Genomic DNA, 22,928 nt, shown 5'->3' on the forward strand with positions numbered 1-22,928 from the left:
TGCTTCAAGTGGCGACAAATCTGGTCGCCACTCATAAGACTTCATTATTTTGAACGGCTATCTTTAAATCCAAATGCAACACCACTCAGCAAACCTACCAGGTGCGCTGTGTTGGCTATCGCCATATAGGGTTGAACATAACCCAAAACTAACCAAACAAGCATAAAGCCCACTATAGATTTAGGCAGTATCAATCCTTTTTCCGGCACGCGCGTTCCTAACACCCAGATATAACCTAGCAAGGCGTACACAACACCGGATAGCCCGCCAAAGTTAGCGCCTTCGACCCAAAACTGCCCCGCTCCCGATAGCAATGCTGAGAACGCAAAAATCTGCAATAATTTTCCGCTACCCAATCTCTGTTCGATATCACCACCAAGCTGCCACCACCAAAGCATATTAAAAACGATATGCATCACTGAAAAATGAAGTAGTGCATGAGAAAACCAGCGCCAGAGTTGCCAATGCTGTTCCGCGACTGCCGGGAAATGCATATAGCTGAATACTTGCCTGCCAAGCCCAATCTGTTGTAGAGCAAAGACAACAATGCCAGTAAACATTATCAACAAAGTAAACGGACCAGCCTTTGCTTTAACCATTTCTAACATACTCGGAGTATGGTATTTAAACTTACTCTTGCGAGTTTCGGCCATATCCCATGATGCGGCATGATACTTTCTGTCATTTGGGTTAGCTAAGAAGTGCTTAAGTTCTGCTTCAGTTTCTAACTGATCTTCCGCCTTTCTTAGCCATAGAGCGAAGCTACCTCCCCCTTCTGGCATCATATCCACCTGGATATTGCGAGATGCCATATAATCTATGAAGGCTTGAGCCAATCTTGGATTATCCAACACAATTAACCGAATCATTTACTCACTCTTCTCTACTGGCAAGCCTTCTCTCTTCCATGCCTCGAAGCCACCATCAACACTGTATACTTCTTCAAATCCCTGATTAATCAGATATTGAGCAGCTCCCTGACTACTTACGCCGTGATAGCAAATAACCAGCACCGGAGTTTCGAACTCTACATGATTCATAAACTCAACCATAGTATCGTTGGTCAGATGATATGACCCTTGTGGACTAGCAATGGTGTAAGATCCCGGATCTCGTATATCAACAAGTACAGCCTGCTTTTCCTGCTGAAGCTTATAAGCCGATAGCACATCTATATTCTTGAAACTGCTCATTAGTCACTTCCTTATTGTCTTTGTGACCATTGTAACTTATCCCAGCAAGGATATGGACATATGAAACATAGGGTTATCCACTTAAGTGTAAAAAATAGCCATCTGTGCATAAACCTGTGGATTACGTTGATAAAGTGTTTTTGTCAGAAAAGATCCACAATATATAGTGATGATCTTTCTTATTCTGTGTGTATGTCTACTTTTATCCCCAACGGAAAAAACCTGAATAGCCCATATTGCACCCCGCTTTCTTACAGTAAGCTTTCATTTTTCTCACAGAGTTATTCACAGTCTACGATCAATTAATAGATCGACAAAAACAAAAAAACCGGGATCTTTCGATCCCGGTTTTCAAAAATTTATTAAGTTTATGAATGCTTAAAATTCACCAACCGCCGCTTTCAGCTTCTTCATCGCATTTTTTTCCAGCTGACGAATACGTTCAGCAGAAACACCATATGTCTGAGCCAGTTCCTGTAGCGTTGATTTTTGATCATCTAACCAGCGAGAGCGTACAATGTGCTGACTTCTTTCGTCCAATGTAGCCAATGCGTGAGATAGGCGGGTATTGGTATGTGCTTCCCAGTTATCAGCTTCAATGGATTCTGCGATGTCTGAGTTTTTGTCTTCCAGATATAACACCGGAGCAGACATGCTTGCACCTGAGTCATCGTCATCTGTTGGCAGTTCAAATGCTGCGTCTTGCGCTGCAAGACGTGATTCCATTTCTCTCACTTCTGAAGGCTCTACCCCCAGTTCGCGAGCAACGGTTTCAACCTCACCATTATTAAACCAGCCTAAACGCTTTTTAGACTTACGCAGGTTGAAGAAAAGCTTACGCTGAGCTTTTGTCGTAGCGATCTTAACGATACGCCAGTTTCTCAAAACGTACTCGTGGATTTCAGCTTTAATCCAGTGAACTGCAAAAGAAACCAGACGAACACCCACTTCAGGGTTGAAGCGTTTTACCGCCTTCATCAGGCCGATATTACCTTCCTGCACCAGGTCTGCCATTGGAAGACCATAGCCAGAGTAACCACGTGCAACATGAACAACGAATCGAAGATGAGAAAGGATCAACCCTTTCGCAGCATCAATTTCACCTTTGTAATGTAATCTCTCAGCCAGTTCACGCTCTTCATCTGGTGTCAGCATTGGGTAGCTGTTCACAGAGCTAATATAGCTATCTAAGCTATCTTGTGTAACTAAAGCCATTGGATACGCTTGGTTTGCCATTCAATTCCTCACTCGTTTCTCTAACTGAGAAAGCTATTATTACAGCGCTTCTTATCAAAATTGAGCTTAATCAATTTTCAAGAAGGGGGATTCATTATCCACAGATATAAACGCTATACAAGTATATTCTTAACTTCTACCAGACATGTATGACGTCTTTTCGCCTTTTATATGACAAAACTAACTTAAACAGGTTCAATTTCTTTTAAATGGCTTCTTGCTGAAAGCTTCGCAGCAATAAAACCAAGAAACAGACCTAGCATCAACAATAGTACTGATTCATCTATATTCAAACCAATAAGCCTGAATCGACTATCGTACAGCGACGCTAACTCTTCCACAGCGCCATTAAGCAAAATAGTAATAACCGCAGTAAGTACCCAGGCAGTTACCGCTCCGATAAAACCAAACCACATACCGTAATAAAGATAAGGGCGAAGAATAAAGCTATCGGTTGCGCCTATCAGCTTCATGACCTGTATCTCTTCTTTATGCGCAAGAATGGTGAATCGAATAGTATTTCCAACAATCAAAAATACAGCAGCACACATTAGAACAGAAAGGGTCAGTACCACTGTGACAGAAAGCTTATGAATTGCATCCATACGAGATAACCAGTCTTCATCAAGCCTTACGTCACTCACTGCTTCATCTTCCTGGATGCGCTGCGCTATCGCTCTTATCTCTTCGTTTGTTTCAACAGCAGGCTCAACAACCAATACCGCTGGCAAAGCATAATCACTTAACAGAGACAAAGCCTGCTCAAAACCAGAGTGAGAGCTAAGATCGCTTAACCCTTGCTGCGACGATATGTACTCGACTGTCTTCACGCCTTCCCAGTTTTCCACTTCATCTTTCAGCACCATAATTCTTGCTTCAGCAGTGTCTTCATGAAGAAACACACTGATTTGAGAAGGAGTTGCTACATCGTCTGCCACCTGGGCAATGTTTTTACCGACAAGATAAATACTCGCAGGAAGAGATAGAGCCATTGAAATAACTGCGAGGGTCAGCAAGTTGCCTAACGGACGCTCCCAAAGAGCAAGAAATGCCTTTTTTGCCTGATTGAAGTGAATTTTCAGAAAGCTGTCTCGACTGGTTACCGCTTTTTTCTTTCTCACGTTATTGGCCATAACCTTCAACCTCACTTAAAAAGCCTTGATTTAAGTCCAGACGACGATACAGAGGGCGACTTTGAATCAAGCCAATGTCGTGAGTAGCTAGAAGAACCGATACCCCTACCCGGTTAAACTCTTCAAATAAATTAAGAACCCGGGTAGATAGCTCTGAGTCCAGGTTACCTGTTGGCTCGTCGGCGATAAGTAAGGTTGGCCTGTTAACGACCGCTCTCGCGATACCTACACGCTGTTGCTCACCACCAGATAGCTGACTTGGAAGACACTTTGCCTTATCCAGTAAACCCGTTTTGTCTAAAGCAGCTGAAACACGGCGCTTAATATCGTTCTCGGATGCAGACTCAATTCGCATCGGCAAAGCAACATTGTCGAATACCGAACGATCGGTGAGCAACCTATGATCCTGAAACACGATTCCTAAGTGTCTGCGTAGATACGGAATATCCTTGGCAGGGATGTTAGTAATATCATGGCCATTAAAGCTGATTGTACCGTCAGAAGGGCGTTCCATCGCGCAAATGAGCTTTAGTAAGGTACTTTTACCAGCACCTGAGTGGCCACTCAGAAATGCCATTTCACCTTTACGCAAATGGAAATCAACTTTCTGCAGAGCCTGCCGGCCACCACGATAAGCTTTACTAACCTGCTGAAATTTTATCACCCGTTCGTCCTCTGACTCGGTTATATCAGGACCACTTATTGGTCTCAGTCTTCTCGGCTAAATAGCGCTTCAATAAAGTCTGTAGTATTAAATTTACGAAGGTCATCAATACCTTCACCAACGCCGATATAACGTATTGGAATCTGGAACTGGTCAGCAATCGCAAAGATAACGCCACCTTTCGCTGTACCGTCCAGCTTAGTTAGGGTAATACCCGTTATAGGAGCCACATCGCTAAACAGTTTCGCCTGACTAATTGCATTCTGACCAGTACCTGCATCAAGAGTTAGCATGATCTCGTGTGGTGCAGAGTTATCAATTTTCTTCATAACGCGAACGATCTTACGCAACTCTTCCATCAGGTTACTCTTGTTCTGCAAGCGACCTGCAGTATCAGCGATAACAACATCGACACCACGAGCTTTAGCTGCCTCAATCGCATCGTAAATCACCGAAGCACTATCAGCACCGGTATGTTGAGCGATAACTGGAACGTCATTTCTTTCGCCCCACACCTGCAACTGTTCAACTGCAGCTGCGCGGAAGGTATCACCAGCTGCCAGCATGACTTTTTTGCCTTCATTCTGGAACTGCTTCGCCAACTTACCAATAGTGGTTGTTTTACCTACACCGTTTACACCCACCATTAGGATTACATATGGTGTTTTAGTTGTGTCGACCTCTAATGGCTGTTCTACATGAGAAAGAATCTCTGCCATTTCATCTTTTAATAAACCATACAGAGCTTCGCCATCTTTTAGCTCATGGCGAGATGCTTTTTCTGTCAGGTTATCGATAATTTTTACTGTGGTATCCATGCCCACATCAGCGATCAGCAGTTGTTCTTCCAACTCTTCAAACAGCTCATCATCGATCTTCTTGCCTTTGAACAGGCCAAAAAAGCCCGCGCCTATATTCATCTTTGTTCTTGCAAGGCTGCGCTTTAAACGGGCAAAAAAGCTTTCTGTTGGCTTTTCCTGCTCGACAACTTTCGGCTGAGTAACCGTTTCTTCCTGCTCTGGCTCTTCTGTCTCAGGTTCTTCCGTTATTTCAGTTTCAAGCTCTGAAACTTCGTCTTCCTGAACACCTTGCTGCTGCTCTTCATCTTCTACTGGTTCTTCTTCAGGATCGAGATCCTTTTCAGAACTTTCTTCCGCGACAACCCCTGCTGATTCAGTTTCCGAGTCTTCAACTTCTTGTTCTGCAAGCTGCTCAGTATCTTCACTAAGCTCTTCCTGCTCTACTGTTTCCTTTGGCGCCTGCTCTTCATCACCAAATCCGAGCCACTGATAGTAATCCGCGCTTTTTCTTTTCCGTCATCTGGAGGATTCCTGAATCTTAATCTGTTCTAGATAATGATTAATCAACAAAGTAGTGAAAGTTTTGTTGTTTGATTGGTACACTTTGCCAATTATTTAATTGTTCAACTTCGCTCAGTCAAGCCAATGCGAGCGAATTTGTTATAGTAACACTTTATTTGCGGTCAAAAAATCTATGGTAAGACGTCGTCGACAAAACACCTCACAAAACAAGACTTCAACAGGCCATGTGCGCATCATTGCAGGGCTATGGCGAGGAAGAAAGCTTCCAGTGAAAGATGCTGAAGGTCTTAGACCCACTACTGATCGAGTAAAAGAGACGCTTTTTAACTGGCTAGCGCAAGATATCCCACACTCCAAATGTCTTGATTTGTTTTCTGGTTCCGGTGGCCTTGGCTTCGAATCCGCTTCAAGACAAGCAGAAAAAGTGACCATGCTTGAGCTAAACCCTGATGCTCATAAGCAGCTTGCGTCTAATGTTTCACTGTTAAAAGCAGAAAACATCGAGGCCATAAATACGGATGCCTTAGCCTTTCTCAAGAATTCGGGTTCTCCATATGATGTTGTCTTTATTGATCCGCCATTCCGTAAAGGCTTATTGGACGAAGTCATACAACTGTTAGAAAGCAATGGCTGGCTAACAGAAAATGCTATGATTTACGTTGAAACCGAAACAGAACTGCAACTGGAATGTATCCCAGAAAACTGGCATCTGCACAGAGAAAAAACCGCAGGACAAGTCAGCTATCGACTATTTGAAAGGAACGCATAAATGAAAGTACTTATTTTTCTGGCGAAAGCATCTATCGCCTTCGTTTGGTTTATCTTAATTATGAACTTATTTATGCCATTCCCGGGTAAGGCAGCTATTGCTCTATATATAATGACTGCGTTCCTGTTTATGATGCATGCCGTTCAGATGATGATCTTTATCGGAGCCTTTGGTGATAAGGTGAAAATCTCGGGCTGGGAGAAATGGTCGATCCTGATTTTTGGGATTTTTTCGCTACTGGAAATCCGCCAAAAACACATGCGTTAATCGGAATACATAAGCCACCTGAATAATGAAAATATATTTCCGCTAAACACAAGCTACTAGAACTATTCGGTGATATAGTTGCGCCCATTCGATTTCCGGTAGATGAGAGTTAAGTGATGGATCTGATTTCCGTATCTGTAATGTTATTTCTGATTATGGATCCGATGGGTAACCTACCCATTTTTTCTTCGGTTTTACGCCATGTAGAAAAGAAAAGACGCAGAGTAGTTTTAGCTCGTGAGCTATTAATTGCTCTGTTTGTGATGATTCTTTTCCTCTATCTTGGGGAAGGTATTCTTAACTTTCTTGCTCTGAAAAAAGAAGCGATTTCTATTTCCGGCGCAATCATACTTTTCCTTATCTCTCTGAAGATGATCTTCCCATCTCAAGACTCGTCACTGGGTTTGGCTGCTGGTGAAGAACCACTTATTGTGCCTCTCGCCATTCCTATGCTGGCAGGCCCATCCATCCTGGCGACACTTATCCTGATTGCTCACCAGGAGCCAGACCGAATGATCGAATGGACTGGCGCTATCGTGATTGCCTGGCTGGCATCGGCAATTATCCTGATGTTTGGTGAGCTATTTGAAAAGCTTGTGGGGCCAAAAGGTCTGGCAGCAATAGAACGCCTGATGGGTATGTTGCTACTAATGATTTCTGTGCAGATGTTCCTTAACGGAATTTTCGGTTACTTTGAGCATATGGCTCAGTAAACCACTCACCGGTTTAGAAGAAGATAGCCAGCGAATTCGCTGGCTATTTTTTTAACTATGAGTACAGATTTTTGCTTTAACCGTACTATACACACCATCTGATTCAACAATCTTTCCGCGCTGGACAAAGAACTCAAACAGCTCATCAAACGCAATTGCATCAAACTTACAGGTCCTAAAAACTAGCTCAGAGCCCAGTTTTTCTTCCAGCTTTGCTTTTAACTCTTCTTTTGTCATTGGTGTTTCTGATAGCAAATCTAGAACATCATGACCGTGGGGATTTTGTGACATAAACAACTCCTACTTAAACCGCCAATTATCCTGGCTTTAGTTAATCTCTATTTATAATACGGAAAAGACCAATAGGCCATGTGCTGCAATATTGCCTCCCGAAACAATAAGGCCTCTTAAACCATTTCCATTCTGATTATTCATGCTTACATCTATCAATGCCGACATTGCAAATAAGTAGGCTGCAGCACATGCTAAATTGCTCGATACACTCGGCTCACTGATGTAAAGCTGCGTCGCAGCCCAGCATAATTGCACCAAAACCAATCCCATCATTAAAACAGGGAATACTACTGAATCAAGCCGTGGAAGCATTAAGAAAAAAACAATTACGGCAGAAGCAAACAACAATGCAGGAAGCCACCAGGAAAGGTCACCATTCAACTGCAACCAGAAGGATTTGCTGTAACAAACGAATGTCAGCAAAGTAAAGGCGAACGAGGGGCGATTTCCGATTTTTTGTAATGTAACTAGCAAGCTACCGGAAATTGACAATGCCAACCCAGCAGCAATCCACAATGCTTGAGGTTGCATTTCGCTAAACAAGCCGAGAGTAACCAGTAAAACAGATAAGGTGATAAGCTTAAACAAGACCTGAAAATTCCGCAGCAAGTCAGTACCACATGAGGTATCCCCATAAACAATCGGGATAGTTTATGAGTTGAACAGGAATAGTCCAGTATACGATCCGAAATATTCGATCTGAGGGAGGAATTCTTATGTGAACTCCTCTTTAGTGTTAGTTAAAGCGAGCTTTTCAAATTAAAGGTGTGGCGCAAGTTTATCCCAATGAACATAGTAAAAGCCCATTGCTACAAGCGTAAACAGTATCATTACTGCAATAGCAACACGCCAGATAAAACGGCTCGCTCTTGGTGTTAGCTCTTGCTCGCAATCATCACACACAGAAAAAAACGCCTTACTATCTTCTAGTTCATAGTTTTCTTCATGCACGATTTTGTTTCTGATCGTCGCAACATAACGCAGTTTGCTAATGACATCGTGAGGCAGCCTTTCCTCACTACTCGTGATTAACTGATGCAGCCCTTTACCATCCGCATGGTATTGCACCCTTAACAGTTTTTCCAATCGGCGGGTTCTTACGACAACCCTTTCTATGTCAGACATATCTCTTACCATCCTAAGCCAGAAATACTTCAACCCCACTCTCTTTTTTAAGTATAGGCAAAAAGCTGAATTTCTCTTACTAACTCTATATATATTAGAAAGTTAATCATCAAGTCAAAACAAAATAATGATTACTGGAACGGCTGCATTATCATCTATGGTAGCAACCAGCGACTTTTCGGTGACAATGAGAATAACCAGCTTGTTAGCAACGCAGCACTACCGCTTAAAACAACCCACAAGGGAATAAACCATAGAGGGTTTGTTCCCTCATACCATCGGAAGTTTATCATTGGCCAAAGAAAAATCGGATGAAGGATATAGATACCCAGGCTGTGCTTACTAATAAAACCTACCACCTGCCTTACTTTATCTGAGAGCCCTTCTCCATAGTAACGACCCAGCATAAAAATCATGGATGCTGCCGCTACAGTATTCAGAGTTTTATAGGAGAGCCACCTTCCAAAGGTGTACTCGCCAGCTTCTATGCTTCCCTGGATGACCATGAGAGCAGTACTGCCTAATCCAACCACACCAGCAACCACTATAAAACCCATATTCACCGTATTAAGAGTTAGCTTTTGATAAAGTATGTAGCCTAAAAGTAAGTACCCACTATAAAGCCATATATTGTGACTCCATATGCCATCAACTCTAAACAAGAAAAGAGTTGTTGTAATTAGCCATACCAGTAGCAATGCGTATAAAGCAGCGTTATCAACCTTTTTTACTAACACCTGAAGAAAAGGGATCACAAAATAGAGAGGGATGAAGTAATAGAAGAACCCTAAATGGTAATAGGTCGCCTCGTTCGGGCTCTGTTTAAGTACTTCTAATGATACTTCGGTACTGTAACCAGCATCACTCCAACCAGACAAATAGCAATAGAATAAGGACCAGACAACAAAAGGCAGGAGTACTTTACCAAGGCGTTTCTTAATATAGTAGCCTGCATCGAAAGGGCGCTGATCGCTAAGCATTAACGCTCCAGTGATAAGAATGAACACGGGTACAGCCCAACGGCTAAAACTATTCAACGTGATTGCTGCTGACCACTGGAATAAAGGCATATTGCCAAATTCGTGTCGATACGGTCCAAATACATGTATGGCTATAACAGCAACTGCGGCAACACAACGAAGGACATCAAAGAAGAAAACGTGCTTTCTCATTTTACTGGCTATAGAAGTCGAATGTTCAAAAACTATAACACGAAATTCGGACAAGGAAGTGTTTTTAGTCTATTGATAGATAAGGCAAATAAAACTGGCAGATACCAGCTTTATCTATTTAGTAGGGATATGCAATTAAGCGAGTTTTGGTTGGTTAACTTTAGGCAAGTAGATGGAGATAAATACCGTAATTGCAAGGAATGCAAAAGATACCCACAAGCAAGCTGCAAGACCAGCTATCTGGAATACCCAGCCAGACAAAATGGTACCAATCAAGCGTCCCATCGCGTTAGCCATATAGTAGAAACCAACATCCAGAGATACGCCATCACCCTTTGCGTAACTAACTATCAGGTAGGAGTGCAACGAAGAGTTAACGGCAAACACGGCACCAAATATCAGCAAACCAACAATGATAACCAGATCTGGTTGCCATCCAATCTGAACTCCGTAAGCAATCAGTCCAGTAACTCCTGCAAGAATTGCAGCCCAGTAAGTGGCAGCTGAACCATCAGGAACCTTGCCTTCCGCTTTGCCAGTAATTTTCGGAGCAATGCCCTGAACAAAACCGTAAGCAATTACCCACAATGCTAGAAATCCACCAACCCACGTGTGGTCCCAGCCAAACACAGAACCAAGGTAGACAGGCAAGGCAACAACAAACCAGACATCACGGGCTCCAAACAGGAACATCCGCGCTGCTGAAAGGATATTGATGCTCTGAGACTTAGAAAAAATATGCTTAAACTTAGGCTTGGCTTTGGCCTTACCCATATTACTTTCCAGCCACAGCAAGCTTCCGGTAAGAACTATCGCCAGTACACCCGCCATAATAAGCACGGCATACTTAAACCCAACCAGCGACAGAAGCAGACCACCTATAAAGAAGCCAGCACCTTTCAGCGCATTTTTAGAGCCGGTAAGAATTGCCACCCACTTATACAATGCGCCTTGCTGTTCATCCGGCACAAGCGTCTTAATTGCACTCTTAGCGCTCATCTTATTCAGGTCTTTCGCAATACCCGAAACAGCCTGCGCCGCCATTACCCACGGAATCGTTAACCATGCTCCCGGCACGGCCAGCATAACTAACGCAAAGATCTGCATCGCCAGACCAATGTTCATGGTTCTGTTTAAACCAAGACGAGCGCCCAACCAACCGCCAATCAGGTTAGTTACCACACCAAAAAATTCATAGAAAAGGAAAAGAGATGCAATTGCCAGCGTGCCGTATCCAAGGTCATGGAAGTAGAGCACCACCAGCATTCTCAATGCGCCATCCGTGATAGTGAAGTTCCAGTAGTTAAACGTCACCAGCATATATTGGCGAACACTTTTACTTAGATTGGAAAGCATATTTTTACCGCTTTGAGTTTAGATGTTCAGCTATTAGAGCTTTTGGATCACCATGATCCAAAAGCTCATAGAACTAGAATTTAGCTGCTACTTTTTCGATGTAGTCTATCTGAGGCTGCTTAGTAAAAGCCCCTGGGCGAAGTGCTTTGACTTCACGCTTGATAGACTCAAGATCCCAGCCCTGCTCTAATAAAATGTGCGCAGCAAGCAGGCCTGTTCGACCTGAACCACCAAGGCAGTGAAGTACAACCTTGCCACCCTGCTCCAGCATTTCCTGAACTTTAGGACTAATCACTTCCCAGCGCGCATCAAACTCTGCACCGGGTGCCTGATCATCTTCGATAGGTTGATTAAACCAGGTCATGCCCATTTGCTCAGTCATTTCAGGCAGAGCTGCTACACCTACTTTTTCCATCTCTTCTTTATCAAGAGCGGTAACAATCGCTACCGTACCCTGCTCTTTCAACTGCTTTAAAGAGTCTTCCAGGCTTGCTTCTTTAGTGCCCGGACAAGGAGTCAGAATCAGAGCCGCTTTATCATCAAGAATATTTAATTCCCACGTTGGATGAGTCATGTTCTTTCCCCTTATGCCAGACCAACTTTACGAACCAGCTCTGCAGTACGAGTTGCATAGCCCATTTCGTTGTCATACCAGGCATAGATCTTCACCATGCGAGAGCCAACAACCATAGTCGACATCGCATCTACAATAGTAGAACGCTGATCGCCCTTGTAATCGATAGAAACAAGAGGGCGCTCTTCAAAGCCAAGGATGCCTTTTAGCTCACCTTCCGAAGCTTCTTTCAGAAGTGCGTTAACTTCTTCCGCCGTTGTATCGCGTTTAACATCAAAGATGATGTCTGTCAGGGAAGCATTCGCCAAAGGAACACGAACCGCGTGGCCGTTTATCTTGCCTTTCAGTTCAGGGAAGATTTCAACGATAGCCGTTGCACTACCCGTTGTTGTCGGGATTAGGCTCATACCACAAGCACGAGCACGACGTAGATCTTTGTGCGGCGCATCAAGAATAGTCTGAGTGTTTGTCAGATCGTGAATCGTAGTGAAAGAAGATTGCTCAATGCCAAGCTTCTCGTGGATCACTTTTACCACAGGGGCAATACAGTTGGTGGTGCATGATGCTGCTGTAACAATCTGATGCACGGCTGGGTCAAAGATTTCGTCATTAACGCCAACAACGATGTTTGCAATGCCTTCTTCCTTCACTGGAGCAGAAACAACCACACGCTTAACGCCCTGAGCCAGGTACTTGTTCAGGAATGAAGTTTTGCGATGAACACCAGTACATTCAATCACCACATCACAACCAGACCAATCGACTGCATCGATATCACGCTCTTGAGTTGTCTTGATGCGCTGACCGTTGATAACCATCTCTTCGCCATCAGCTTTCACTTCGTGGTGCCAACGACCCTGAACCGAATCAAACTCAAGCAGGTGAGCCAGTGTATTTGTGTCACCTGCAACGTCATTGATTTGAACAAATTCTAGTTCTTCCCAATCAAATGAAGCGCGCAGAGCAAGGCGACCAATTCGACCAAAACCGTTAATTCCAACTTTAATAGGCATTTGTTAACCCTCTGATATAAAATTCTTTGTAGAACCAGTTAAACGCAAGGGCGCCCGCCCATAGCATTTAATCTTTCAATATCCTGTTGATATTGCTCTTTCAGACAGTTTGAACTCTTCAAACCATCGATGATCTTTGCTAACCAACCCGGCAGGCTATCTGACACCCGATACATCACCCACTGGCCTTTTCGCTCGTCTATTAAAACGCCTGATTGGCGAAGCTGAGCAAGGTGACGGGAAATTTTAGGCTGGCTTTCGTTGAGTGCTTCCGTCAGTTCACATACACACAAGCCTTCTTCTCTTGCGATCAAAAGCAAGCAACGCATACGCGTTTCGTCGGAAAGTATTTTGAAAAACTGATTAGGTAGCATTATTCTCAACTCATATATACGGATATGCGAATATATTATGATAAAAAAAACGCGCGTCAACCGACACGCGCTTATTGTCATCAAACTTTAATATTTGTTGCCGGGGTATCCTGGCTTACTTAGACATCTCCAGCATCTGCTGGCTCCATTTCTGCGCTTCTACCAGAATCGGGCTAACATCGGCCAGTTCGAGATCAAGCTCATTACAAATATCTTCTAAACCCAACCAGTCTCCTTTCTCATAACACTCTTGCAGTTTTAATAAACACCCAAGCGTTCCTTCTCTGCTCAATAGTGCCTGCTTTGCGTTGTCTGAAAGAGGTAAGTCATCGATCATCTGTTCAAGAGGAGTATCCATCAAAGCATCCAACATAGAGAACAATCCGATAATAAATGCCTGATTGCGATAACCCTGGAACTGACTGACACGTGACATCAGCAAACAAAACTGAGCTCTTTGCATCGATAAGCTATAGAGTTCAACAGGCTTATTACCAGAAACATAAGATGCTGCCGCCAGAGAAACAAATACCTTCAATTTTTCTTGCCCAAGATATACCAATGCTTGCCTGAAAGACTCAATCGGCTTGTCAATTCGTGGCGACATGGTATTAACAAAGCGTAATAGCTTATATGACAGGGATAGATCCTTAGAAATAATCTGCTCTACCCGCTTATAGTCTACTTCCGGCTGCATTACCTCTTTTATTAGCTCCAGGGCCAATACCTGCTCGGGACTAACGTATTTTTGCTGCACAAGTTCCGGCTTGCTAAAAAAGTAGCCCTGAAAATAGCGGAAACCAGCTTCGACAGCAGCCTCAAACTCATCCTGATTCTCTACCTTCTCGGCAAGAAACGAAGCTGTAATACCTCTCTCTTTCTGCTCAATAACATAGTCACAGGCATCATCGATACCATGCCTCAGCACATCAATCTTAATGATATGAATATAAGGCAGGAACTCATCCCATTTGTGATCAAAGGTGAAGTCATCCAGCGCAATCATATAGCCTGAACGATTCAACTTTAAGATTTCCTTTAATAGCTCCGGAGTCGGCTCACACGTCTCAAGTATCTCTATAACTACTTGATCTTTTGGTAGTATAAGCGGGAGTTCATGGACTATAGAATCGTAAGTGAAATTGATAAAACTGCGAGAAGAGTGAACGGAGTGGCTTCTACCCATCGATAGGAAGTTTTCTACCACCAGCCTATATGTGGCGCGGTTTTCTCCAACACTGCTGGGGAATGCATTCTGCTCACCATCTCTAAACAGTAATTCATACCCTATCGTTTGCTTACTCTTATTTAAAATCGGCTGACGAGCTACATACGTATACATCGAATTATTCTTTCCCTAAATACTTCAAGACACTTAAATCGTAACGTTCAATAGATACAGTGAATATAGTTTTATGAATTTAATTTCACACTATTATATACTTACGTGAAATTTGTCACGTTAACGCTACAGCCTTACACAGCATTCCATAGGCTTGTATGGCGTTAACTATAATTATCGTTCTAAAAAGCCAAGATTTCCTCACAATGACCAAAAATTCTTATTACTCAATTTCTTCAGAGCTATCTTTCAAGAAAGACATAGAGAATGACATTCAGGCTTTATGGCAATCCCGGACAGAAGGTCATCTTCAAGGGAAAGACCGTAAAAACCTCTACTGGATATCCCTGACGTCACCTTCTCACTCAAAAGCTGTCGTCATCGTAAATGGAAGAGTGGAAACGGTTTGGAAGTATCAGGAGCTTTTTTACGACTTTTACCGCAACGGTTACGATGTTTATTCCTTTGATCATCGCGGTCAGGGGCTTTCAGATCGCTTACTTTCTGATATCGATGCAGGACACGTAGATGAGTTTTCCGATTATGTAGATGATATGGAACTGGTTGTAGAACATTTTCAGCTAGAAAAATACCAAAAACGTTTTGTTGTCGCGCACTCTATGGGAGGAGCGGTTGCCACTCGTTACTTTCAGTCACTACAAGCGCACAAATTTGACGCCCTTGCTCTGAGCGCCCCAATGTACGGCGTAAACATAGCCTGGTACCTGAAACCAATTAGCGTATGTTTTATGAAGTTGAAAGAGACGTTTCAGTCAAAACCGTACTACGGCACCAGTCACAAACAGTATGAATCAAAGCCATTCGAGGACAACCCTCTTTCACACAGCGAGACCCGTTACCAGTGGTTCCGAAAGCTATATAACGACAAACCTGAGCTGCAAGTGGGTGGAGCCAGCTCACGATGGATATGGCAGGGGCTTACCGCCGCTAAGAGATGCATCAGGGATACAGAAAAATTGACGATTCCACTTCTGCTGTTACAAGGTTCAGAAGAAGCTATCGTTTCTAATCAAGCTCAAAACACCTTCTTCCAGAAACTCAGAACCACCAACCATTCTGCGCAAATGGAAATTATCCAGGGAGCGAGGCATGAGATATTGTTCGAAAAGGATAACTGTCGGAACATTGCCCTAACAAAGGTTTTCTCTTTCTTTGATAAATTCTAGTTAACTGTTCGTCTGTTCTAAAAAGGGGAAAAATAGGTTTACCCTCTTTTTTTGGTCGTTTTTTTCATAAACTACCAGCTATTGCAGAATAATAAACTCAGTCAGACTTTTTTATGAGGAACTCATGACCGTAGCGAAATACCATATAGTTGCATCCGATCTTGACGGCACGCTTTTAGCGCCCAACCACCAGCTCAACGAATTCAGCAAAAAAACACTGGTTGAACTTCACAACAAAGGGAAAACCTTTATTTTTGCAACGGGTCGTCACCATGTGGATGTAGCAGGCATCAGAGAGCAGGTAGGCATTCCTGCATTTATGATTACCTCCAACGGCGCACGCGTTCATGACCTCGACGACAACCTGCTGTACAGCAAAAATGTTGATAGCGATATTGTTCAGCCAATCATAGACATAATCAAAAAAGATCCGAACATCCGAATTAACATCTATCAAGATGACGAGTGGTTTATCAATCAGGAAGATGAGTTCCTAAAAAAATTCCATAAAGATTCTGGATTTGCTTACGGTGTATTCAATGTAGATAAAGCACCGACTACAGGTATTGCAAAAATCTTCTTCGTTTATCCGGACCATGAGCACCTGGCGAAATTTGAAGATGAAATCAACCAGCAGTTTGGTGAGAAAGTAAATGCTTCATTCTCTACCCCTTTCTGCCTTGAGATTATGGCTGCGGAAGTATCAAAAGGTGAAGCACTAAAAGCAGTAGCTGAATCTATCGGTTATAAGCTGGAAGATTGTATCGCTTTTGGCGACGGTATGAACGACGTTGAGATGCTATCTATGGCTGGTAAAGGTCTGGTGATGGGCAGTGCTCATCAAAAGGTTTTTGATGCCCTGCCTGATAACGAGGTTATCGGAACTAACGCTGAGGATGCTGTTGCTCATTATCTGAAAGATCACCTGATCTAATCATCCAATAGCATTCCCCCTAATTTCAATGGTAGTCTTTTGCGGCTACCATTTTTGTTTCTTAAGGATTAAACCGATGAAAGCCTCCAATGCTCTCATTCCATTATCTACCTTGCTTTTCCTTCAGGCCTGTAGTTCACCTGGTACTGATAACCAACTACCGGGGAAGCAAGAAGTGACATTAGTTTCAACAGAGACTGCCGTGCCTCAGACATTTATCACCAGAGGCTCTCTAGTTATAGGTCCGGATAGCCGCACGTTCACCCCATGTGGAAGCTCGCAACAATACTGGATTCAGGCAAGACCAGAATTACTCCAAGCCATGGATAAGGTTTCACCAGACAATTATCAGCCTCTGTACGCAGAGTTAATCGGACATCTGGTGCCAACCATTCAAAATACACCAAGCCATGATCTAGAAGCACAATTTATTGTCTCAAACATCAATATAGTTACAGCCGAAAACCCTAACCGTTGCTACACCAAACCGGTAAATACGAGAGCTTTTGGTAACGAGCCATTTTGGGCGTTAACCATCGAGAAACAGCATATGCTCTATCAAACGCCAGAGAGTGACTCAACATTTAATCTTACCAACAAGAAGCTCACTTCAGACAAAAGAGAGTACTCTAGCGACAAGGGTGAACTGCAACTCACCAAAACCCTATGTGCCGACACGATGAGTGATACCCTGTATGGCTGGAAGGCAACCAATAAACTAACTAATCGAAAACTTGATGGTTGCGCAAGCCTTTCGAATATGGATACCACTCTAAACTGGAGTGGTAACTACTCGGCTACCAGCACAAAAAATGGTGGATTTTCTATCTCTCTTACGATGAAAGAAGATCACTCTGCCACTATCACCTACTCTTCGGAAGGTACCGTCGGAAGCACAATTGAGAGGGGATTCTGGCAGCAGGTGAATCCAAAACAGGTTCAAGTCATCATGACAAGATATCAGGGACAAAGGCTGATATCAGAACGTCTGTTTACTTTGAGCGACGGAAAGCTGGAAGCTAAAGAAGAGATTATCAATGGCAACAAGTACCCCATCGCTGATGGTGGCTTAGTCCTGTATTCTGAAGGAAGTTCAAACTAGTGAGTAACCACAAATCGGAAGTATGCCCTGAGTGCGGCTTCCGCTTTCAGTGTATCTGCTCCGAGATACCCAAAGTAACAACATCATGGCATCTTGCCTTATTGACCCATCCTAATGAGCTAAACCGGGATACCAATACAGGTAAGCTTCTGCACCGTGCGCTCACCAATAGCAGTGTACATATCTGGGACAGAGTAAACCCACCAGCCTCATTGATAGAGATGATCAACAGCGGGGATTATCAGCCTGTGGTGCTCTACCCTTCAGATAAGAGTGTTTCTCTTTCTTCTTTAACTCAAAAAGACGCACTACAGGATCCACCGTATCTTTTTATTATACTGGATGGCACCTGGCAGGAAGCCAAAAAGATGATAAATAAGAGCCCCTGGTTAAAAGAATTAGCATCTGTTCACCTTGAGAGAACTTTAAAGTCAGAATATAAGCTAAGGAAAAATCAGGAAGATGGAAACTTATGTACTTATGAAGTTGGAAGTCACCTTATAAGTTCATTTGCTAAAAATAAAGAAAACTATTTAGATCGATTTTTTAATTATTATATATCCGTATTCAATGCGGATAAAAGTGGACATAAATATAGATACAGCCATTAATTAAATAGACCTATCTAACGATAGGTCTATTTATATTTTACATCATTCTAATTAAATTATATTAGAAAGAGTATTTAGCACCGAATACAAAGTTATCAGCTTCAGAAGACAGTGCACCGTGCTCTAGTTCACCAGTTTGATAAGTTGCGTAAGCAAGAATGCTGTCAGTAAAGTCATAAGCAACACCTGCATACATTGTTGTCGCTTCTACATCTGCACCCGCAGCTTCACCATCAATCTTCTGGTAAGAAGCAAATAGTTTAACAGCATTGATTACATATTCAGCTTTAACGCCGTATGCATCACCTTCGTTGTCGATACCTGCTAGATCGATATCAAGGCTGTCGTTAGCTTTAATAGAGCCAGCTTGTTCGAACGAAATGAAAGTGCCACCTAGAGTCAGGTCGCCAATCTTAACGTCTGCACCAACACCTACAGAGCTTGCATCTTCACCATCGCTGCCGTAAGAAGCCGCTACAGAGAAAATATCTGTTTTATATTCGCCCGAGTAAGCGTAGTTTGAATCAGCATTTGAATCAGAGTCAGTCTCGTAGTTTGCAGAGAAGCTGAAATCACCAACAGACTTCTTATAACGGATACCACGTCCGTCTACACCACCCTGGCCAATTGCGTAGATGTTAGAACCACCTTCACCAGCACCTGCTTTTTCAACAGCGCCGAAAGAGTTACCAGTGTCACCTAGGGAGATATTACCTACAGTAGTGTGATCGTATTCAAATTTGATATCACCAAACTCAGCATTTGTATCTGTAGAGTTGCCGGTTTTAACAACAAAGCTACCAATTACTTTAGACTCTTCATCGACAATATGTGTTGCTTTAATGCTAAGCTCTGCATCAGTAACAACGTGAAGATCAGAGTTCAGTTTTTCACCAGTTAGCTTTTCGCCGTCAAGAACGTTACCAGACGCTTTAGCCCAACCACTTAGCTCTACGCTATTGGCACCACTGTTATAGATTTCTGCTGCTGATAGAGAACCTGCTGCCAATACCATTGGGATAGCTAGTGCAATTGGCTTCAATTTCATATTAATACCCTTTTGTAAAAATTTAACTGCTTATTTGCAAATAATTAATTATGTTATTTATTCGAACAGCATTCTTTTTATTTAAATCAACAATAATGAGAAGATTATTTAATCAATCCTGCTGCGAGAAAGGATATTATTTATTCAATTAATGAATTTAAAGCCGGAAATAATTACAAAATATTAATTCATGATCGGAGTATAATTTTCAAAGAAAAATAAGTATTGAAGTGTAAATTAATGTGTAAATAGAACGGAATACATATAAAAATGGCCAGCATAAGCTGACCATTTTTATATTAAATATACAGAATAGTATTAGGTACTAACTAGTGTTAAAGCCCTTCTTGAAACATCGTTTGCTGCTTGAGTCATATCCTGTTTCTCAAGCACATCCGCCAGGTAAGCGTAATCAGAAACATCAGCTCGAATAGAAAGAGCCTTCTCAAACTGCGCCTGCGCATCAGACCACTTCTCGGCCCTTACGCTAAGCTGAGCAAGAGCACTGTAAGCTACAGCGTTTTCTGGCTCTTTCTTAATGATGCCCTCTAGCAATACCGTCACCGGATGCAAATCAGGAAGGTTAAGCTCTGGTAAAATAGCGACTAGAGCGTCATCTTTATTCTTCTTAAGCGTCTCTCTGATTATGATAAAGGCTTCTGAGTCAGCCTTGCGTAGCATAAGCTGATTTGAAAGGCACAATACCAGCCTGGTGTTTTGTCTCTCTTTCTTGCTTAGTGCAGAGTTCCAGTGCGACAACAAACCTTCACTGCCCTTCGCTTGAGCAAGTTGTTCCATTAAACCACACTGGCCATCAAGGAATAGCTCCTCACGCTCCTGCGCATCGACAAGGCCGGCTTTCTCAAGCTTATGCAACATATCCAGAAGCGGCTTCCACTCACCCAGCTTTACATAACAAGTCTTAAGCAAGCTCAATACCATCGTGTTATTTGGATAAGTTTCTTTAAGTTCAGAAAGAACACTAATCGCAGACTCATACTGACCATTTCGATTGTACTGTCTTGCCTTGGTGAGTTGCACTGCAAGCTCAGAGTTATCCTGCTGATGCGCCAGCTCAAGATATCTTTCCCGCTTGCTATTATCTCCCATCTCCTGAGCAGCCTCAGAAGCAATCAGGTAACACAGCAGCGGCATATCGTGGTGATTTGCCCAACGGGTAACCTTCTTCTCCGCGCCTTTCCAGTCACCTTCCAGAAGCTTCACAATACCTTCGTTAGTGTATCTGCGTGCACGGCGCATCTTTCTGACACTGAACCAGTTCCATGTGGTCGATGAAGCGTGAAGCAGTTTCTTTATCAGATATTCAAGTCCGAACAGAGCGGCAAGCAAAGCAACTACAAACACAACCAGAGTAGTAACACTCATCTCTATGGTTTTGTTAGCAATAGAGATCAACACATATCCCTGCTGCCCGGAAAACTGCGTTCCGACAAACAAGCCAAGTCCCAGAACTACAAAGAGGAAAATAGATCGAATCATTTTTTCTCCTCCATGGTCATACTGGTCACTTCTCTGCGTAGCCTTTCATTGATAACGTCAGAAAGTGCCTTCTGAGAAGTTAATTTAACCGGATAATTAACCTGGATATCTTTCTTGCTCAACTCGCTAAGCGCTTTGTTAAACTGAACAACAGAAGGATCATCAAGCTTGAAGAACTGTGTAGACCAGTCGTCTGCAAGCTTCAGAGAGGATTGGTATACTTCAGTATTCTCGGTATAAATCGCCCTGATTGCGCTCTCGATCTTGCCTTTAATGTTCTCTTTCAGATAGTAGTGCTGCTTCGGAGAAAGAAGAGGAATCACATTGCCGTCTCGGGTACGGAAAGTAATAAACTGCTCAGAGAAGTCCTTAAGGGAAGTCATCAAGTTTTCTTGCCAGTCATTGATATCTTCTGACACCTCTGCGGCTTCAACTTCAGGTGCCTCTGGCAAAATAGCATTTGCTAATGGCAGATCGTCAACCTGTTGCTGCAGTGTCGACAGGCGAATGGCTAACCCTTCCCTATCAATCAACGGTACAGCTTTAAGCGCAACAATATCCTTGGTCATTTCTTTACGAAGCGGTACCAGGCTAGGATCGTTTAGTGCCGATATTCTCTGATCCGCACTTTCCATTAATAAGGTCGCGCTTTCTACATCTTTATCTAAAAACAGCTTTCTGCCTGCCAGTTTTACCAGGTAGTCAGCCTCAGCAAGCAGCCAGTCATTAGGACGACGTCCTTTGATATCGGAAATAGCAACCTGCAAACTTTTGATGCTTTCATTCTGTTGATTAAACAGAGTCTCTGTCTGGGCCTCAAGAGTGCCTACTTTTGAAGAAACGCTTGCAGTTGTATCTGAAAGCTTCTTATCCAGTTGCGCACTTAACTGGTTAACCTGAGACTTTAGCGCTTCAACCTGAGCTTTATACTGTTGAGCTTGCTGGTTGGTCATATACGCGACACCACCACCGATAAAGAGCGACAGTACGATAGCTAAGGTTGCTAGTTTGGTACCCTTATTGCCCTGCTTCTGCTGCGGTTGTGGCGCTGGTTGGGATTCTGTTTTTTCCTCTGCCGACGCTGTTTCTGGTTCTGGAGTTTTCTCAACTTCAGGCTCAGATTTGCTCTCTTCTTGCGGAGCCTCTACGACAGCATCATTTTTTTCTTCGGGTTGAGAGTCTTGTTTGTTTTCAGGTTCCAAATTCTCATTTTTCTTATTTGTCATGCGTAAGTCCTGTTGTTGAAAACGACTGTATTGTTGTTAACAGTTCAGAGTTGGAGGCGCTCCCTGTTACTTTCACGCTAGCAAAACCGAATTCAGAAGCAATCTCTGCAATTCGATAGCTGGGAACCAGTAACGTTCTGGTACAAAGCCAATGATGATAATTCTCTGGAACAGCTTTCATTAAGATGGTTAGCTGATCCGCACTGGTTACGACAATAGAGTCAATGTTATTCCTTTGCCACTTTTCTATCTCAGAGTGTCCATTAAAAACGAGTGTTTGACGCTGGTACACTTCACAATAATTAACTATTGCGCCTCTGCCAGATAGTTTGTCACGAATAAGCTCACGTCCACCATTCCCTCTTAGTATCAGAACTTTCTTATCATGGACTCGTTCTAATAAAGGCAGTTTAAGGAAATGCTCGCTATCGCTTACCTCAGGGTAGTGTACTTCCTGTTGGGTACATTTGCTGAGTTCGTCGGCGGTTTTTTGACCAATTGCAAGATACCGCAATTTTTCCGGCCAATCTTGTTCATATTGACACAAAATTCTGTGCGCCCATTCAACTGCGGGCTTGCTAACAGCAATAACTATGTCAGAGCTTTTAAGCAAAGAGGGCAACCCTTCTGCTTCTGCTCCTTTAATAAAAGAAATAAGAGGTAAGTGAAATGCCTGAATGCCAACACCTTCAAGCGATTCACATAAGGCTTCACCTTCAGGACTTGGCCGCGTGACTATTACCGCATTCATTACGTCAAACTCACCTCATTTT

The 22,928-nt window shown here is 43.0% G+C and carries 25 protein-coding genes and 1 pseudogene; 7 read left to right on the forward strand and 19 right to left on the reverse strand.

Translation table 11 applies throughout. From position 1 onward, the window contains the following. Positions 1–44: 44 nt before the first annotated feature. The 6 genes and pseudogenes from glpG to ftsY all read right to left on the reverse strand — a co-directional run bounded on the left by glpG (position 45) and on the right by ftsY (position 5,546). Positions 45–869, reverse strand: a complete 825-nt coding sequence (glpG, locus tag P7F88_RS11310) for a rhomboid family intramembrane serine protease GlpG (RefSeq protein ID WP_277824802.1) — start codon at positions 867–869, stop codon at positions 45–47. Continuing rightward, complete coding sequence (gene glpE / locus P7F88_RS11315; protein WP_277824804.1) at positions 870–1,193, reverse strand: thiosulfate sulfurtransferase GlpE; 324 nt, start codon at positions 1,191–1,193, stop codon at positions 870–872. Positions 1,194–1,571: 378 nt separating this feature from the next. Beyond that, entirely contained in the window at positions 1,572–2,429 is an 858-nt protein-coding gene (gene rpoH, locus P7F88_RS11320; protein WP_277824806.1) for an RNA polymerase sigma factor RpoH, read from the reverse strand. Positions 2,430–2,614: 185 nt separating this feature from the next. Then, entirely contained in the window at positions 2,615–3,562 is a 948-nt protein-coding gene (gene ftsX, locus P7F88_RS11325) for a permease-like cell division protein FtsX (protein WP_277824808.1), read from the reverse strand. Next, the gene (ftsE, locus tag P7F88_RS11330; protein ID WP_277824811.1) at positions 3,552–4,226 is read right to left on the reverse strand and encodes a cell division ATP-binding protein FtsE; all 675 of its coding nucleotides are present in this window, start codon (positions 4,224–4,226) and stop codon (positions 3,552–3,554) included. Before ftsE ends, ftsX begins: the two co-directional genes overlap by 11 nt. Positions 4,227–4,270: 44 nt before the next feature. Continuing rightward, positions 4,271–5,546, reverse strand: a pseudogene (gene ftsY, locus P7F88_RS11335) (signal recognition particle-docking protein FtsY). A gap of 174 nt (positions 5,547–5,720) precedes the next feature. Between ftsY and rsmD the strand changes: the two are divergent. The 3 genes from rsmD to P7F88_RS11350 all read left to right on the forward strand — a co-directional run bounded on the left by rsmD (position 5,721) and on the right by P7F88_RS11350 (position 7,297). Beyond that, on the forward strand, positions 5,721–6,317 hold the full coding sequence (gene rsmD, locus P7F88_RS11340; protein WP_277824813.1) for a 16S rRNA (guanine(966)-N(2))-methyltransferase RsmD: 597 nt from the start codon (positions 5,721–5,723) through the stop codon (positions 6,315–6,317). Then, a complete protein-coding gene (locus tag P7F88_RS11345; RefSeq protein ID WP_277824815.1) occupies positions 6,318–6,584 on the forward strand; it encodes a DUF1145 domain-containing protein in 267 nt (88 codons plus the stop codon). Between the two features lie 116 nt (positions 6,585–6,700). Beyond that, on the forward strand, positions 6,701–7,297 hold the full coding sequence (locus P7F88_RS11350; RefSeq protein WP_277825757.1) for a YhgN family NAAT transporter: 597 nt from the start codon (positions 6,701–6,703) through the stop codon (positions 7,295–7,297). Positions 7,298–7,348: 51 nt separating this feature from the next. Here the strand turns inward: P7F88_RS11350 and P7F88_RS11355 are convergent, their stop codons facing one another. From P7F88_RS11355 to P7F88_RS11395, 9 genes are all read right to left on the reverse strand, one after another. Continuing rightward, the gene (locus P7F88_RS11355; RefSeq protein WP_277824817.1) at positions 7,349–7,588 is read right to left on the reverse strand and encodes a YecH family metal-binding protein; all 240 of its coding nucleotides are present in this window, start codon (positions 7,586–7,588) and stop codon (positions 7,349–7,351) included. 51 nt (positions 7,589–7,639) lie between these two features. Then, positions 7,640–8,179 carry a lysoplasmalogenase family protein gene (locus P7F88_RS11360; RefSeq protein WP_277824819.1) on the reverse strand — a complete coding sequence of 180 codons (540 nt, stop codon included), beginning with the start codon at positions 8,177–8,179 and terminating at the stop codon, positions 7,640–7,642. Between the two features lie 171 nt (positions 8,180–8,350). Beyond that, on the reverse strand, positions 8,351–8,716 hold the full coding sequence (locus tag P7F88_RS11365) for a DUF4145 domain-containing protein (protein WP_277824821.1): 366 nt from the start codon (positions 8,714–8,716) through the stop codon (positions 8,351–8,353). 155 nt (positions 8,717–8,871) lie between these two features. Then, positions 8,872–9,888, reverse strand: coding sequence for an acyltransferase (locus tag P7F88_RS11370; RefSeq protein ID WP_277824823.1), 1,017 nt, complete (start codon positions 9,886–9,888; stop codon positions 8,872–8,874). 135 nt (positions 9,889–10,023) lie between these two features. Further along, on the reverse strand, positions 10,024–11,244 hold the full coding sequence (arsJ, locus tag P7F88_RS11375) for an organoarsenical effux MFS transporter ArsJ (RefSeq protein ID WP_277824825.1): 1,221 nt from the start codon (positions 11,242–11,244) through the stop codon (positions 10,024–10,026). Positions 11,245–11,317: 73 nt separating this feature from the next. Further along, positions 11,318–11,818: a phosphatase domain-containing putative toxin gene (locus tag P7F88_RS11380; RefSeq protein ID WP_277824827.1), complete on the reverse strand. Its 501-nt coding sequence runs from the start codon at positions 11,816–11,818 to the stop codon at positions 11,318–11,320. Between the two features lie 11 nt (positions 11,819–11,829). Continuing rightward, positions 11,830–12,831 carry an ArsJ-associated glyceraldehyde-3-phosphate dehydrogenase gene (locus P7F88_RS11385; RefSeq protein WP_277824829.1) on the reverse strand — a complete coding sequence of 334 codons (1,002 nt, stop codon included), beginning with the start codon at positions 12,829–12,831 and terminating at the stop codon, positions 11,830–11,832. 38 nt (positions 12,832–12,869) lie between these two features. After that, entirely contained in the window at positions 12,870–13,205 is a 336-nt protein-coding gene (locus tag P7F88_RS11390) for a metalloregulator ArsR/SmtB family transcription factor (RefSeq protein ID WP_277824831.1), read from the reverse strand. Between the two features lie 115 nt (positions 13,206–13,320). Further along, positions 13,321–14,547 carry an EAL and HDOD domain-containing protein gene (locus tag P7F88_RS11395; RefSeq protein WP_277824833.1) on the reverse strand — a complete coding sequence of 409 codons (1,227 nt, stop codon included), beginning with the start codon at positions 14,545–14,547 and terminating at the stop codon, positions 13,321–13,323. A 206-nt stretch (positions 14,548–14,753) separates the two neighbouring features. Here P7F88_RS11395 and P7F88_RS11400 point away from each other — a divergent pair, with 206 nt between their 5' ends. The 4 genes from P7F88_RS11400 to P7F88_RS11415 all read left to right on the forward strand — a co-directional run bounded on the left by P7F88_RS11400 (position 14,754) and on the right by P7F88_RS11415 (position 18,381). Continuing rightward, positions 14,754–15,734: an alpha/beta fold hydrolase gene (locus tag P7F88_RS11400; RefSeq protein WP_277824835.1), complete on the forward strand. Its 981-nt coding sequence runs from the start codon at positions 14,754–14,756 to the stop codon at positions 15,732–15,734. A gap of 124 nt (positions 15,735–15,858) precedes the next feature. Next, the gene (locus tag P7F88_RS11405) at positions 15,859–16,668 is read left to right on the forward strand and encodes a Cof-type HAD-IIB family hydrolase (RefSeq protein WP_277824837.1); all 810 of its coding nucleotides are present in this window, start codon (positions 15,859–15,861) and stop codon (positions 16,666–16,668) included. Between the two features lie 76 nt (positions 16,669–16,744). After that, the gene (locus P7F88_RS11410) at positions 16,745–17,770 is read left to right on the forward strand and encodes a COG3650 family protein (protein ID WP_277824839.1); all 1,026 of its coding nucleotides are present in this window, start codon (positions 16,745–16,747) and stop codon (positions 17,768–17,770) included. Then, positions 17,770–18,381 (forward strand): tRNA-uridine aminocarboxypropyltransferase, encoded by a 612-nt coding sequence (locus tag P7F88_RS11415; protein ID WP_277824841.1) that lies wholly within the window; start codon positions 17,770–17,772, stop codon positions 18,379–18,381. Before P7F88_RS11410 ends, P7F88_RS11415 begins: the two co-directional genes overlap by 1 nt. A gap of 61 nt (positions 18,382–18,442) precedes the next feature. Here P7F88_RS11415 and P7F88_RS11420 read toward each other — a convergent pair whose 3' ends face one another. From P7F88_RS11420 to P7F88_RS11435, 4 genes are all read right to left on the reverse strand, one after another. Beyond that, positions 18,443–19,429 (reverse strand): porin, encoded by a 987-nt coding sequence (locus P7F88_RS11420; RefSeq protein ID WP_277824843.1) that lies wholly within the window; start codon positions 19,427–19,429, stop codon positions 18,443–18,445. A gap of 318 nt (positions 19,430–19,747) precedes the next feature. Next, entirely contained in the window at positions 19,748–20,929 is a 1,182-nt protein-coding gene (locus tag P7F88_RS11425) for a heme biosynthesis protein HemY (protein WP_277824845.1), read from the reverse strand. Beyond that, positions 20,926–22,155, reverse strand: a complete 1,230-nt coding sequence (locus P7F88_RS11430; RefSeq protein ID WP_277824847.1) for a uroporphyrinogen-III C-methyltransferase — start codon at positions 22,153–22,155, stop codon at positions 20,926–20,928. The genes P7F88_RS11425 and P7F88_RS11430 overlap by 4 nt, the downstream gene beginning before the upstream one ends. Next, positions 22,145–22,906: a uroporphyrinogen-III synthase gene (locus tag P7F88_RS11435; protein WP_277824849.1), complete on the reverse strand. Its 762-nt coding sequence runs from the start codon at positions 22,904–22,906 to the stop codon at positions 22,145–22,147. The genes P7F88_RS11430 and P7F88_RS11435 overlap by 11 nt, the downstream gene beginning before the upstream one ends. Between the last annotated feature and the right edge of the window lie 22 nt (positions 22,907–22,928).

It is taken from the genome of Vibrio hannami, from assembly GCF_029589055.1.
Classification (GTDB): domain Bacteria; phylum Pseudomonadota; class Gammaproteobacteria; order Enterobacterales; family Vibrionaceae; genus Vibrio; species Vibrio hannami.

Bases quoted from the DNA above. Each gene is read 5' to 3' on its own strand.
- P7F88_RS11420 (WP_277824843.1), bottom strand. From the start codon at position 19,429: ATGAAATTGAAGCCAATTGCACTAGCTATCCCAATGGTATTGGCAGCA.
- P7F88_RS11390 (WP_277824831.1), bottom strand. From the start codon at position 13,205: ATGCTACCTAATCAGTTTTTCAAAATACTTTCCGACGAAACGCGTATG.
- P7F88_RS11355 (WP_277824817.1), bottom strand. From the start codon at position 7,588: ATGTCACAAAATCCCCACGGTCATGATGTTCTAGATTTGCTATCAGAA.
- P7F88_RS11395 (WP_277824833.1), bottom strand. From the start codon at position 14,547: ATGTATACGTATGTAGCTCGTCAGCCGATTTTAAATAAGAGTAAGCAA.
- rpoH (WP_277824806.1), bottom strand. From the start codon at position 2,429: ATGGCAAACCAAGCGTATCCAATGGCTTTAGTTACACAAGATAGCTTA.
- P7F88_RS11350 (WP_277825757.1), top strand. From the start codon at position 6,701: ATGGATCTGATTTCCGTATCTGTAATGTTATTTCTGATTATGGATCCG.
- P7F88_RS11385 (WP_277824829.1), bottom strand. From the start codon at position 12,831: ATGCCTATTAAAGTTGGAATTAACGGTTTTGGTCGAATTGGTCGCCTT.
- rsmD (WP_277824813.1), top strand. From the start codon at position 5,721: ATGGTAAGACGTCGTCGACAAAACACCTCACAAAACAAGACTTCAACA.
- P7F88_RS11370 (WP_277824823.1), bottom strand. From the start codon at position 9,888: ATGAGAAAGCACGTTTTCTTCTTTGATGTCCTTCGTTGTGTTGCCGCA.
- P7F88_RS11405 (WP_277824837.1), top strand. From the start codon at position 15,859: ATGACCGTAGCGAAATACCATATAGTTGCATCCGATCTTGACGGCACG.
- P7F88_RS11435 (WP_277824849.1), bottom strand. From the start codon at position 22,906: ATGAATGCGGTAATAGTCACGCGGCCAAGTCCTGAAGGTGAAGCCTTA.
- P7F88_RS11430 (WP_277824847.1), bottom strand. From the start codon at position 22,155: ATGACAAATAAGAAAAATGAGAATTTGGAACCTGAAAACAAACAAGAC.
- P7F88_RS11410 (WP_277824839.1), top strand. From the start codon at position 16,745: ATGAAAGCCTCCAATGCTCTCATTCCATTATCTACCTTGCTTTTCCTT.
- P7F88_RS11425 (WP_277824845.1), bottom strand. From the start codon at position 20,929: ATGATTCGATCTATTTTCCTCTTTGTAGTTCTGGGACTTGGCTTGTTT.
- glpG (WP_277824802.1), bottom strand. From the start codon at position 869: ATGATTCGGTTAATTGTGTTGGATAATCCAAGATTGGCTCAAGCCTTC.
- P7F88_RS11400 (WP_277824835.1), top strand. From the start codon at position 14,754: ATGACCAAAAATTCTTATTACTCAATTTCTTCAGAGCTATCTTTCAAG.
- P7F88_RS11380 (WP_277824827.1), bottom strand. From the start codon at position 11,818: ATGACTCATCCAACGTGGGAATTAAATATTCTTGATGATAAAGCGGCT.
- P7F88_RS11365 (WP_277824821.1), bottom strand. From the start codon at position 8,716: ATGTCTGACATAGAAAGGGTTGTCGTAAGAACCCGCCGATTGGAAAAA.
- arsJ (WP_277824825.1), bottom strand. From the start codon at position 11,244: ATGCTTTCCAATCTAAGTAAAAGTGTTCGCCAATATATGCTGGTGACG.
- glpE (WP_277824804.1), bottom strand. From the start codon at position 1,193: ATGAGCAGTTTCAAGAATATAGATGTGCTATCGGCTTATAAGCTTCAG.
- ftsX (WP_277824808.1), bottom strand. From the start codon at position 3,562: ATGGCCAATAACGTGAGAAAGAAAAAAGCGGTAACCAGTCGAGACAGC.
- P7F88_RS11345 (WP_277824815.1), top strand. From the start codon at position 6,318: ATGAAAGTACTTATTTTTCTGGCGAAAGCATCTATCGCCTTCGTTTGG.